Annotated in this window: 12 protein-coding genes and 1 rRNA gene; 5 read left to right on the top strand and 8 right to left on the bottom strand. The window is 68.6% G+C overall.

Annotated features, from left to right (window positions below):
• Positions 1 to 207 precede the first annotated feature (207 nt).
• Together rrf and MBA17_RS42110 are read left to right on the top strand one after the other, a co-directional pair.
• Positions 208 to 325: ribosomal RNA gene (gene rrf, locus MBA17_RS42105) — 5S ribosomal RNA — on the top strand.
• Positions 326 to 609: 284 nt separating this feature from the next.
• A complete protein-coding gene (locus MBA17_RS42110; protein ID WP_238503524.1) occupies positions 610 to 1,116 on the top strand; it encodes a DinB family protein in 507 nt (168 codons plus the stop codon).
• Between the two features lie 153 nt (positions 1,117 to 1,269).
• On the opposite strand, the gene MBA17_RS42115 is transcribed toward MBA17_RS42110, so the two are convergent.
• Entirely contained in the window at positions 1,270 to 2,025 is a 756-nt protein-coding gene (locus MBA17_RS42115; RefSeq protein ID WP_238503525.1) for a siderophore-interacting protein, read from the bottom strand.
• Positions 2,026 to 2,250: 225 nt separating this feature from the next.
• On the opposite strand from MBA17_RS42115, the gene MBA17_RS42120 reads away from it, so the two are divergent.
• A complete protein-coding gene (locus MBA17_RS42120; RefSeq protein ID WP_238503527.1) occupies positions 2,251 to 2,688 on the top strand; it encodes a helix-turn-helix domain-containing protein in 438 nt (145 codons plus the stop codon).
• Between the two features lie 25 nt (positions 2,689 to 2,713).
• Here the strand turns inward: MBA17_RS42120 and MBA17_RS42125 are convergent, their stop codons facing one another.
• The gene (locus tag MBA17_RS42125; protein WP_238503528.1) at positions 2,714 to 3,148 is read right to left on the bottom strand and encodes a PhzF family phenazine biosynthesis protein; all 435 of its coding nucleotides are present in this window, start codon (positions 3,146 to 3,148) and stop codon (positions 2,714 to 2,716) included.
• A 531-nt stretch (positions 3,149 to 3,679) separates the two neighbouring features.
• On the opposite strand from MBA17_RS42125, the gene MBA17_RS42130 reads away from it, so the two are divergent.
• Positions 3,680 to 4,063 (top strand): cell division protein SepF, encoded by a 384-nt coding sequence (locus MBA17_RS42130; RefSeq protein WP_238503529.1) that lies wholly within the window; start codon positions 3,680 to 3,682, stop codon positions 4,061 to 4,063.
• A 398-nt stretch (positions 4,064 to 4,461) separates the two neighbouring features.
• Here the strand turns inward: MBA17_RS42130 and MBA17_RS42135 are convergent, their stop codons facing one another.
• The 4 genes from MBA17_RS42135 to MBA17_RS42150 form a co-directional block, all read right to left on the bottom strand.
• Positions 4,462 to 5,787 carry a hypothetical protein gene (locus tag MBA17_RS42135; RefSeq protein WP_238503650.1) on the bottom strand — a complete coding sequence of 442 codons (1,326 nt, stop codon included), beginning with the start codon at positions 5,785 to 5,787 and terminating at the stop codon, positions 4,462 to 4,464.
• 161 nt (positions 5,788 to 5,948) lie between these two features.
• Positions 5,949 to 7,676: an arginine--tRNA ligase gene (argS, locus tag MBA17_RS42140; protein WP_238503530.1), complete on the bottom strand. Its 1,728-nt coding sequence runs from the start codon at positions 7,674 to 7,676 to the stop codon at positions 5,949 to 5,951.
• 93 nt (positions 7,677 to 7,769) lie between these two features.
• Positions 7,770 to 8,804: a phosphate acyltransferase PlsX gene (gene plsX, locus MBA17_RS42145; protein WP_274386802.1), complete on the bottom strand. Its 1,035-nt coding sequence runs from the start codon at positions 8,802 to 8,804 to the stop codon at positions 7,770 to 7,772.
• 80 nt (positions 8,805 to 8,884) lie between these two features.
• The gene (locus tag MBA17_RS42150; protein ID WP_238503531.1) at positions 8,885 to 9,475 is read right to left on the bottom strand and encodes a DUF1707 SHOCT-like domain-containing protein; all 591 of its coding nucleotides are present in this window, start codon (positions 9,473 to 9,475) and stop codon (positions 8,885 to 8,887) included.
• 174 nt (positions 9,476 to 9,649) lie between these two features.
• On the opposite strand from MBA17_RS42150, the gene MBA17_RS42155 reads away from it, so the two are divergent.
• On the top strand, positions 9,650 to 10,975 hold the full coding sequence (locus tag MBA17_RS42155; protein ID WP_238503532.1) for a KamA family radical SAM protein: 1,326 nt from the start codon (positions 9,650 to 9,652) through the stop codon (positions 10,973 to 10,975).
• Between the two features lie 61 nt (positions 10,976 to 11,036).
• Here MBA17_RS42155 and MBA17_RS42160 read toward each other — a convergent pair whose 3' ends face one another.
• Both MBA17_RS42160 and MBA17_RS42165 read right to left on the bottom strand, forming a co-directional pair.
• Entirely contained in the window at positions 11,037 to 11,198 is a 162-nt protein-coding gene (locus MBA17_RS42160; RefSeq protein ID WP_238503533.1) for a hypothetical protein, read from the bottom strand.
• A gap of 93 nt (positions 11,199 to 11,291) precedes the next feature.
• Positions 11,292 to 11,852: a YbhB/YbcL family Raf kinase inhibitor-like protein gene (locus MBA17_RS42165; RefSeq protein WP_238503534.1), complete on the bottom strand. Its 561-nt coding sequence runs from the start codon at positions 11,850 to 11,852 to the stop codon at positions 11,292 to 11,294.
• Positions 11,853 to 11,866: the final 14 nt, after the last annotated feature.

Below are 11,866 nucleotides of genomic sequence, written 5' to 3' on the forward strand. Positions count from 1 at the left end.
ATGGTAACGTGTGGAGCTGACCGGTACTAATAGGCCGAGGACTTGACCACAAAGCTTTTGGTTGCTGGTGGTCGCCACGTTTTGATCCCGCATCCCGGTTTTGGGGTGTGTGTGGGTTGTGTGGTTGCTGTTGGTGATCTGTTTGCTCGCGTCCACTATGTGATTCTGAGACCGCAACCGGTGTTTGGTTGTTGTGTTTCATATGGTTACGGCGGTTTATAGCGGTGGGGAAACACCCGGTTACATTCCGAACCCGGAAGTTAAGCCCTCCAGCGCCGATGGTACTGCACCGGGGACGGTGTGGGAGAGTAGGTCACCGCCGGACAAACATTTGATGTTTGTCGTTGTTGGAAGTTAGGCCTGTACGGTTTCCGTGCGGGCCTTCTTCTATTTCTGGGGCCTTCCTATGCCCGGACTTGTTCCATCTCGCTGTGCTGTCTCGCCGGCTGCTCAGCAGCATGGCTTCTGACGGCCCAGCCGCTGTTGAGCTGAGTCGTCCCGCTCAGGGAGCGGCGTCTGCTGACGGCCCCGCCGCTGCTGAGTCGTCCCCTCAGGGAGGGGGACAAACGGGTGTGGGTATCGGGTGGCCGGTGGATAGAGTCACTTGATATGACGGACAGCCGAGTTTCCCCTCCCTTCATCGCCGACGAGCGATCCATGCTGGACAACTGGCTCAACTGGCACCGTGAGACGCTCGCGGTCAAGTGCGCCGGTCTTTCCGAGGCTCAACTCCGCGAGCGGTCGGTGCCGCCGTCGACCATGTCGTTGCTCGGCCTGGTCCGCCATCTGGCGCACGTCGAGCGTGTCTGGTTCCGCCGTGTGCTGGACGGGGAGGACGTCCCCCTCCTCTTTTCCAAGGCTGAGGACCCCGACAGCGATTTCAACGATGTGGACACCGCGTCCGCGGAGGAGGATTTCGCCGTCTGGCGGGCCGAGATCGAGCACGCTCGCAAGATCTCGGCCGATGTGCCACTGGACGCCATCGGCAAGCAGCAGCGTCACGGGCAGGACTGCTCGCACCGCTGGATCCTGGTCCATGTGATCGAGGAGTACGCCCGGCACAACGGCCATGCCGACCTGTTGCGTGAGCGGATCGACGGCGTCACCGGCGAGTAGGCCTGCCGTTGCCAGACGGGTCGGTGGACGGGTGCCATCGTGCCGCGAGACTGTCGGTGGTCCCGCCTAGGGTAAGTCGTCATGGACCTGGAAATGGCGGGAACACGGGCGTTGTCGAAGGCGGCCGGTGCGGGACGGCCTGTCGCGCCGGATTCAGTCCAGTCCCCGTCTGCCGGGCGCCCAGAAGGGTTTGGTCAGGACCGCGTCACGCGGCCAGTCGCGGTCGCGGGTAAGGTGCCCGCGCACGGCCTGGCAGGTGCGTGCCTGCCCGGCGAGGTAGGCCACTCCGGGACCGTCGGGCAGGGTGAGCGACCGTACGGCGCGGACCAGCAGGTCCGTGTCGTCGGAGGGATCTTCGCCCCGATAGAGCCAGGTCAGCTCGTTCGACCGGGGCACGGGCAACCGTTCGCCCGGTTCGCCGGCGGTGACGACCCCGTATACCCGGCAGGTGCCGGACAGCGCGCGGAGCATCGCCCCGAACGCCACCGAGGCCGTCTCGTCCCCGACGAAGAGGTGGTACGGCGCGCCGGAACGCGTGACGAATCTGCCCTCCGGCCGGGTGAAGGCCACCTGGTCGCCGTGCCGTACTCGTCGCGACCAGGTGGCTCCCGGGCCCGCTCCCTCGTGGTCGAGGACGCACAGGTCGAGAGAGCCGCGGTGGTCGTAGTCCCAGATCGAGTAGGTGCGCAGCGCGTCGCGGAACCCCCGTAGCCAGATCTGTGGCGCGAGCAGGTCGCCGACCTGTAGGCGGGTGTGCTGACCGGGCGTCCAGGCGAGGTCCCGCAGAGACGTTCCGGTGATCCTGATTCGGCGCATGCGGCGGCCGACGAGTTCGATCTCCTCGACCGTGCCGGGCAGCAGGACGCGTTCGAGGATGCGGCGCATCGGCCTGGCGCGCGTCGTGCTCATCGGGTGGCCGCCGGATACTCCCAGCGGCGACTGCCGGTGTTCGGTGAAGAGCGGATGGGATGACCGTTGGGTTCCGGTGGGGCACACGCGCTGGCGACCCGCGTGGCGACCCGTGTGACGACCGGGGGTGCGGAGTGGCTGACGGTCTCCTGGGCAGGGCCGTCAGGAGACGCGTTTCTCCCGTCATGGTTGCTCATGCCGATCACCGTGCAGCTTAATGTGCACATGAAGTCAAGGGTTCCGGACGAGGACATGACCATCGGGGAACTGGCTGACCGGTTCGGCTTGGCCACGCATGTCCTGCGCTACTGGGAGAGCGTCGGCCTGCTGACGCCAGGCAGGCACGAGGGGGGTCACCGCCGCTACGGATCGGCCGATCTGCGGCGGGTGGCGATGATCCTCATGGGCAAGGAGGCCGGGCTGGGTCTCCGTGAGTTGCGTGAGGTGTTGTCCTCGGCGGATCCGATGGATCACTCCGAGCTGCTCCGAGAACATCTGGTGGCGCTGGAACACCGCATCGCCCAGGCGCAGGCGGCGAAGGCGCTCATCGAGCACGCCCTGGACTGCCCGCTCAGCTTCGACGAGTGCCCGCACGCCCACGAGCGGATCCTGTCACGCATCCCCGCGCCGGCCCGAGAGGAGCCGTGTGAGGCATGGCCGTAGGGGTGGCAGGGGTTGGTGGTCCGGTTTAGTGGGGTTTAGGAAGGTATTTCCTATTAAGAATGGTGACAGCGTGGCAGGCGGCAATTACATGTTCGTCTTGGTTGGTGGGATGGGCGAAACCGCTGGGCTGGGAATGTCGAGCGCAGAGGATTGCCTTCCTGCCGAGTTCGGCCGACCGATAAGGAGCGAGCACGCGGTGGGCCGAGCCCGTCACCAGGGCCTTGGGGGCGCCGGCGCGAGGAGCGAAGAACCGTGCGACGCCGGCCGGGTCCGGAGCGGCCGCCGCAGCGGCGGTGACGCTGACGCCGCTGGTGTCGATGCTGGTCAGGTCCGTGATATAGAGGGCCGGTTCGCGGGTGCCCGGGTCGATTTCCGCCTCGACGAGAAGATCGAACTCGCTGCGGCCGACCCTGCTCGGAGTCGCCCTCGAAGCCTCGGCCAGGCCCTTCGGCGGGGGCACAAGGAAGGGGTTCTTATCCCGGAAAATCCATGATGATCAAATTGTTCAACCCCTGATTCACGGTCAGGATTCCGCTCATGACGGCGAATTCGATGGGCCCTCGCGCGGCGGCAATCGAATAGAGCATGTGTGCGCGGTGACGGTCGGGTGACCGCACAATGTCACTTCGGCGGTGGGGTGAACCATCGCGGAGAATGCGGCTGAGGCCCTGCGGGCCGGTCACCAAGACGATCTTTGAGAGATTCATCTCAGCAACTACGGACTGTAACCGTATGTCTTCGGCGGGTGAAGCCAGCAGGCAGACCGCTGCGGGGTTACCCTAGAACGGCTGCTCGATGAAGGAATCCACCGTGAAGATGCGCATAGCAGCGAGGTTATCCACGTCTCGGATAACCAGTCGCAGATGGGGTTCTGGCCGTACAAAATGGAAAAGCGTTGGGCGTGTCGCGTGGCGAGACCCGATTCGTCGGTTAGCGTCCATTGTGTCGGGACAAGCCGAATGAGGTGAGTTCCTGAGGAAAGGACAAGCCGATGGGGGCAGTGCGCAAGGTTGCGACCTACCTTGGCCTGGGCGGAGTCGATGAGTACGACGAGGACTACGACTACGAGGGTGCCGAGGACGAGGAGTGGATGCCGGCGTCCGAGCGGGCGGCCAAGCGGTGGCAGGCCACCGTGGAGCCGACGCGCATCGTGATGGTGCAGCCGCTCAAGTACAACGACGCGCCTACCATCGGGCAGCACTTCCGCGAAGGTCAGACGGTCATCATGGACGTCACCGGAATGCCGATGGCCGAGGCCACCAGGATGGTCGACTTCGCCGCCGGGCTCGCCTACGGGTGCGAGGGGCGGATCGAGCGGATCGCAGAGAAGGTGTTCCTGCTGGCTCCGATCGATGTGGAGATCTCCACCATCTGATACACCCAGGTGCTCAGCGCTGCTGAGGGCACCGGTCAGCAGTTGTGTTCCTCGCCGTCGCGGCGCCCTTGGGGGAGGGCGGGCGGCGGCGTGGTGGTTTCGGGGATGGGACGAGCCGGGGGCTTGCCTGGTTCGTGTGGTGGGGCCCGGCGTGGCCGTGGTGTTTCACGGTAGTCGTGGCCTGGGCGGTGGTCGCATCGCAAGTCGCGCTCCCGGCTCGCGGGCGGCCGCGTTGCCGTCGCCGGTTCACCAGCCGTCCCCGGATGCGCCGTCCCCAGGTGCGTTCTCCCCGGAAGGGTGTGGTCTTCTCGGGGCCGTCGGGCCTGGGGTGGGTGCGGTCGCCGGGTGTGCCGAGGCCAGGTGTTGTGCGCAGGTGTTGTGCGCAGGTGTGGCGGCGGTCAGGCGGCTCGGGGGCCCCGGCGGATCAGGCGGGTGAGGTCGGTCAGGTCCTCGGTGGCCAGTTTGGCGCGGTTCTCGGCTTCTCGCGCGTGTTCGTGGAGTGCCCAGACCGCGCCTTCCGCGAGGTCACGCAGCTCGGTCACCCGGGTGGTGACGAACTCCTCGTCGGCTTGGAGCTGACGGCCGTGCAGCCGGAGCCGGTGGGCGCCGAGAGCGCAGAGGGCGAGGCCGGGGAGCAGCAGCCAGAGGGTGACGAAGAACGCGCTCACGAGGCCGCAGACGCCCAGGGCGATGGCCGCGTAGCCGGGCCAGGGGCCGCGGCGCGCGGGGACGCCCTCGGTGACGATGCGGGCCTCGGCGGCGGCGAGGGAGTCGGGGTCGGGGCCTTCGGGGCGGAGGATCACGCGGTGCCCCAGGATCGGCAGGGTCACACTGGCCGGCGGGTTGAAACGGGTGGTCTCGGCGAGCTCCTCGGCGACGGACCGGACGATGGGCGCCACGACGTGCAGGGCGACGGCGGCCAGATCGGGGTCGGAACCGGCGCCGAGGTCTTCGAGGAGGTGGCCGGAGAGGGAGCTCAGCGGGCCCTCGGGGCCGCCGGAGCCGATCAGCGTGCGCAACACGGAGAGGGGCTCGTCGTGGGACCAGGTGGACGCGGGCCTGCGTGAGCGGTTGCGCAGGGGCGGAGAGGTGCTCTCGTCGGGCCGCCGCGAGGAGGTGATCTCCGCGCAGCGGCCACGCAGGCGGGCGAGCCTGGCGGCCGCCTGGGCGGGGCGGGCGAGTTCGGGGATCTCGGCGAGCTCGGGATAGTCGACCAGCGCCCGCGGGACGACGACGGCGGGCTCGCCGGGGACCAGGGAGCTGAGCCAGCGGTCGATGTCGGTCTCCGCCGGCACGGCCGTCGCGTCGAGCTTGCGAAGCACGAAGATCTTGCCGGCCGGGCCGTACGCCCCCCGGGCGGCGGCGAGCCACAGCGCACGCTGGCCGTGGGTCACCGGGCGTTCGGCGGACAGCTCGCCGAAGGCGATGCCGAGCCAGGAGGCGTGGATGCGGTCGCCCTGCCCGGCTACGGCGAGGGCGAGGCAGAGGAACAGGGCGGTGCGCTGCTCGTCACGCTGGGCCGCCTTGGCGAGGGCGTCGAGCGCGTCGTTGCCCGACATCAGGGCCGTCAGGGACTGGATGGCGGGCGGCAGCCAGTAGCCCTCGATGTCGGTGATCTCCATCGGGGCGGCGGGCGTGGCGCCACCTGCGGCGAGATGCGCCAGCAGCGCGTCGGCGCTCCGGCGCAGCTCGGTCGCGGCGCGGGGACTCGCGGTCAGATCCATGCTCAAGGCAGAGAACTCCACATGGGCGACTCCAGCCGTCTCGACGCCGGACTTTCCAATGACCGCGCAAAGCCTAACCCGGGCACGCTCCATGTCCACGGAGGCGCGCCCGGAGGCGGCTCGTTGCGAAAGATCTTGAACCCGTCTCGTCCGGCCGGAAACTACATTCGGCTGGGCACCGGCACGCCGAGAAGGCCGAGTCCGGTCTCCAGGACGCGCAGGGTCAGCGAGCAGAGGGCGAGCCTGGAGGCACGCGTCTCGGCCGCCACGTCGTCCCGCAGCACGGGGCACTCCTCGTAGAAGGTGCTGAAGAGGCTGGCCGTCTCGTAGAGGTAGGCGCACATGCGGTGCGGCTCGGCGAGTGCGGCCGTCTGCTCGACCAGCGCGCCGAACCCGAGAAGCTGCAGGGCGAGGGCGCGCTCGGCGGGATGGTCCGGTGTGATCCTCGCGGTGGCGGACGCCGGGTCGACGCCGCCCTTGCGGAAGATCGAGCGGATCCTGGCCGTGGCGTACTGCATGTAGGGGCCGGTGTTCCCCTGGAACTTGAGCATGCGGTCGAAGTCGAAGATGTACTCGCTGTCGTGACTGATCGACAGGTCCGCGTACTTCACCGCGCCCATGCCCACGTCGTGCGCGATCTCGTCACGCGTCGTCTCGTCGTAGCCCCGTTCGGCGATGGCGGCCTTGGCCCGGTCGACGGCCTCGGTGAGGAGCTCCATCAGCTTGACCGACTCGCCCGAGCGGGTCTTGAACCGGCGGCCGTCGGCACCGAGCATCATGCCGATCTGGACGTGCTCGGCGGAGACGGTCTCGGGCAGCCAGCCGGCCTGGCGGGCGGCGGCGAACACCATCTGGAAGTGCAGTGCCTGGTCGGCGCCGACGATGTAGAGGATCCTGTCGGCCTTCACGTCGTCAACCCGGTGACGGATGGCGGCCATGTCGGTGGTCGCGTAGCCGTACCCGCCGTCGGACTTGCGGATGATCAGCGGGAGCGGCTGGTCGTCGCTGCCGGTGAAACCGGGCGGGAACAGGCACAGCGCGCCCTGGCTCAGCGTGGCGACGCCGGAGGCCTGGAGATCGTCGCAGGTCGTGGCGAGCATCGGGTTGTACATGCTCTCGCCGGCGATGTCGTCGTCGGTGAGGGTCACCCCGAGCATGGAGTAGATCTTGTTGAAGTAGCGGACCGTGGCGTCCATGAAGACGTGCCACAGGCGCATGGTGTCGGGGTCGCCCGCCTGGAGCGTGGTCACCCGCGCGCGCGCCCGGCGCTTGAACGCTATTTCGGCGTCGAACTTGACCCGCGCGGCCTGGTAGAACTCGGTGCCCTCGCCGGCTTCGAGCTGCGCCACCGCCGCAGCCTCGCCGATGTCGAGCAGGTGCTCGATGAGCATGCCGAACGGCGTGCCCCAGTCGCCCAGGTGGTTCTGCCTGACGACGTGGTTGCCGAGGTGCTCGTGGATGCGCGCCAGCGAGTCGCCGACGATCGTGGTGCGCAGGTGGCCGACGTGCATCTCCTTGGCCGCGTTGGGCGCGGAGTAGTCGATCAGGACGGTCTGCGGCGGGGTGATCTGCCCGACGCCCGCGCGCGGGTCGTCGAGGAGCTGGCCGGCCTGCTCGGCGATCCAGCCGTCGTCGAGGGTGATGTTGAGGAACCCGGGGCCGCTGATCTCGACGGTGCCGGGGAAGTCGGCCAGCTCGGCCGCGATGGCCTGGGCGACCTCTCGCGGTTGCCGCTGCAGGCGCTTGGCCAGGCCCAGCGCCACATTCGCTTGGAAGTCGGCGAACTGCGACGGCCGGATCAGTGGATCCGCGTCGGCGAACTCCGCACCGAAGGCCGCGCCAAGGGCTCGCCGTACGCGTTCGGTGAGGACGAACTGCGGGTCGGTCATGGACCAAGACTATCCGCTGAGACCCGTCGTTTTGTGGCGATCTTTTGGCGCCGTGGGCATATCACTTGGGGCACTCCCCGGCATCGCGGGATATCACCACAGCCGGTGGGGACGGGGGGTCGCGGCGATCCGCTCGCCGATCCTGGCGACCGTGCCGCCGGCCGCGAGGGACGTCGCGAGCACGCACGCCGCGGCGATCCCCTTGGCCTTGGACGAGCCGTGCGCGATCACGACCGTTCCGTTCAGCCCGAGCAGTACGGCGCCGCCGTGGGCCTCGGGGTCGAGCCGGTGGCGGAGACCGTCGATCCTGCCCCGTTGGAGCAGCGCGCCGAGTTTGGCCAGGCGGCCCTCCTCGATGCTCGAACGCAGCTCCCCGAAGGCGTAGCGGACGGCGCCCTCCATCGTCTTGAGCGCCACGTTGCCGGTGAACCCGTCGGTGACGACGACGTCGACGACCCCGGTGAGCAGGTCGTTGCCCTCGACGTTGCCGGCGAAGTCGAGGCCCGGCGCGGAGCTGAGCAGTTCGTGCGCCCGCTTCGCCAGCTTGTTGCCCTTCTCGGCCTCGCTGCCGATGGTGAGCAGGCCCGTCCTCGGGTGCTCGATGTCGAGCCCGGTCTCCGCGTAGGCGGCGCCGAGATGCGCGAACTGCACCAGCATCTCGGGTTTGACCTCGGCGTTCGCGCCGGCGTCGAGCAGCACGGTGCGGTGCGGGACGGTGGGGAGCGCGACGGCGAGAGCGGGCCGCAGGACCCCTGGCTGGCCGCGCAGCCTCAGCCGCCCGGTGGTCACGATCCCGGCGGTCGAGCCGGCGGAGACGACCGCGCAGACGTCGCCCCGGCGCAGCAGATGGCAGGCCACGGCGATGCTGGAGCGGGGGCGGCGCAGGCTGGCGAGCGCCCCCTCGTTCATCTCCAGGGCCTCCTCCGCACGCACGATCGGGATCTCGGTGGTGGCGTCGTGCGTGGCGAGCGCCTCGTGCAACTGCCGGGGCGCGCCGACCAGGACGATGGAGATCCCGTGCTCCCGTACGGCCAGCACGGCTCCCGCGACGATCTCCGTGGGCGCGTGGTCGCCCCCCATGGCGTCCACCGCGATCGGGGCGACGCGGGTACGGTCGGTGTCGGGCAAGCAGTCACCTCGTGCGGAATGGGTCTCACCGCATCGTAGGCGGGTGGCGACGGGTCGCTACCAGCGGGTTGGCGCCTCGGTCAGAAGTGGTGGTCGTCGTTGCGGGACACCACGATCTTGCCGAAGGTCGCCCGCCCGGTGACCCGGATCAACGGGCCGGAACCGTCGGGGTCGTCGCCGCCGGAGACGTGCCGTTTGGCGAACAGGGCCCCGCCTTCTTCGATCACCCTGGCGTTGGACGGGACCCGTACGATCAGCTTGCCGAACAGTGAGTTGAGCTCAAGGGTGATCTCGCGGCCGGGCAGCACGGCGTCTGCGAGGTCGACGATCAGCGCGCCGAAGGTGGAGCGCAGCTCGGTGTGCCGGCCGGGGACCCATCGCCCGCTCCGGACGACCTTGCTGAACACGGCGGCGACCCGTTGCCGGTCGGTGCCTGCCGGGGCCTGGGCCTGGGCGCCGGCGACGGCGGGCAGGTCGCGGGTGATGGGCGCCAGGTCTCCGACCGTCACGGCCGTGTAGGTGGCTTCCAGCCGGTCGGCGTGCTCGACGCTGGTGAGACGTCCGGTGGCGAGGGCCTCGCCGAGCATCGCGGCGACGTGATCACGTTCGGCGTCGGAGGCGCGCTGGTCGACGGCGCGTCGGTCGGCGGCGTCGGGCTGCGAGGGGCTCATGGAGCGAGTCTACGCCCGAACGCGATATGTCGCGAGAGAGAGAACGCCGGAAGAAACTTGGGTCACCTTGGAACCGACCCTGGGGGTAGCCGCGTCGGGTATATGAAGCACGTAGACGCACGAGCGGGCCAAGAGGTTTACATCTCAAGTAACAAAAAGGATGGGAAAGACCTAGTGATCTTGAACCAGAGCGGTAGTCGTGGGTACCGTGCCTACACCAGCAAGCATCTCGACGAGCTGCTGATGCGGGCCGGTCTCGACGACGAGGAGAAGTTGCGGATCCGTGCGGTGGCGACGGTGCTGCCCTTCCGCACCAACGCCTACGTCGTAGACGAGCTCATTGATTGGTCGGCGACGCCCGACGACCCCATGTACAGGCTGGTCTTTCCCCAGGCGGACATGCTGCCCGAGCCCGACGTCAGTCGCCTGGCCGGCCTGCTCAAGGCCGGTGCGTCCAAGGGCGAGATCAACGACGTCGCCCGCGAGGTCCGGATGAAGCTGAACCCCCATCCGGCGGGACAACTCGAACTCAACATCCCCAGGATCGGCCAGGAGCCGGTCCCGGGGCTGCAGCACAAATATCCCGAGACCGTGCTCTTCTTCCCCAAGCAGGGGCAGACGTGCCACGCCTACTGCACCTACTGCTTCCGATGGGCGCAGTTCGTGGGCGAGCCCGATCTCAAGATGGCCTCAGACGACATCGGCCAGCTCGTCGGTTACATTCGGGCGCATCCCGAGGTCACCAGTGTGCTGCTCACCGGCGGCGATCCCATGATCATGGGCGAGCCGGTGCTGCGCCGCTATGTGGAGCCGCTGCTGGAGCTGGAGCAACTGGAGTCGATCAGGATCGGCACCAAGTCGCTCGGCTACTGGCCGCAGCGCTTCGTCACCGACCCCGACGCGGACGACACCCTGCGCCTCTTCAGCCAGGTGACCGAGTCGGGCAAGAACCTCGCCTTCATGGCCCACTTCTCCCACCCCCGGGAGATGGAGTCGGAGATCGTCACGAAGGCGGTCGCCCGGATCCTCGACACCGGCGCGATCATCCGTACCCAGGCGCCGCTGATCCGCTCCATCAACGACGACCCCGCCACCTGGACGGAGATGTGGCGCAAGCAGCTCACCCTCGGCATGGTGCCCTACTACATGTTCGTCGAGCGCGACACGGGACCGCAGGACTACTTCGCGGTGACCCTCGCCCGCGCCTACGAGGTCTTCCGCGACGCCTACGCGGAGGTGTCCGGCCTCTGCCGTACGGTCCGGGGGCCCTCCATGTCGGCCACGCCCGGCAAGGTGTGCGTCGACGGGGTGGCCGAGGTGGCCGGACAGCGCGTCTTCGTGCTGCACCTCATCCAGTCGCGTGACCCGCAGCTCGTCGGGCGGCCGTTCTTCGCGAGGTACGACCCGAAGGCGACCTGGCTCAGCGACCTGACTCCCGCCTTCGCCGACCGCTTCCCCTTCGAGGCGGCCACCGTGGCCTCGGCGAGGCTGTCGGCCTGACGACAGGCGACCGGCCGGTGTGCGAGAGGCACACCGGCCGGTGCGGGCTGCGCGGGGCGGGTCAGCCGCCCGGCTGCCTGACGCCCGTGCGCCGGGCGATCTGGGCCTGCAGTCTGGCCATCTGCCAGTGCAGGTCGAGAAGCTGCTCGGCGAGCAGGGCAAGGGGTATTTCGGCAGGATCCTCGGCGGCCAGGTAGTCGATCGCGGTCGACAGATCTCGCATCGCGCGCCCCCACTCCATGACGGCGTCCACTGATCGAATTAACGTTCGAATCATAGCGGAACGCGGGAGTCGGTGTCAGGGAGTCCGGCGTGTTCAGACCCCGTATACGGGCGCGACGAAGCCGCGGGCCAGGGTGTTCGCGGTGATGTTGAATCCGACCACCGCCGGCGGCGTGTCGCCGTCGACGCCGAGCTTCGCCACACCCAGCGCGTGCACGGCGAACAGGTAGCGGTGCGGAGGTCCGGGCGGGGGCGCCGCTCCGCCGTACGCCTTGGTGCCGTAGTCGTTGCGGGCGTGGGTCGCGCCCGCGGGAAGCCCCTTCATGTCGCCGGAGCCCGCGCCCGCGGGGAGTTCGGTCACGTCGGCCGGGAGGTCGAACAGGACCCAGTGCCAGAAGCCGCTGCCGGTGGGCGCGTCGGGGTCGAAGCAGGTGACCGCGTAGCTTCTGGTCTCCTCCGGGGCTCCGGACCAGCGCAGGTGGGGGGAGAGGTTCTGGCCCGTCATCCCCCAGCCGTCGAACACCTGGGCGTCGGGCAGGATGCCCTCGTGGCTGATGTCGTCGCTCTCGACGGTCAGGTCGGGGACCTGGGGAAGGTAGTCATAGGGAATCGGTGGCCGCACGGGTTTCCTCCGACGGATGGGTGTCGTCCTCATGGTCGATCCCCATA

The sequence above is a fragment of the Dolomitihabitans soli genome, assembly GCF_022213955.1.
Lineage (GTDB): Bacteria > Actinomycetota > Actinomycetes > Streptosporangiales > Streptosporangiaceae > Streptosporangium_A > Streptosporangium_A soli.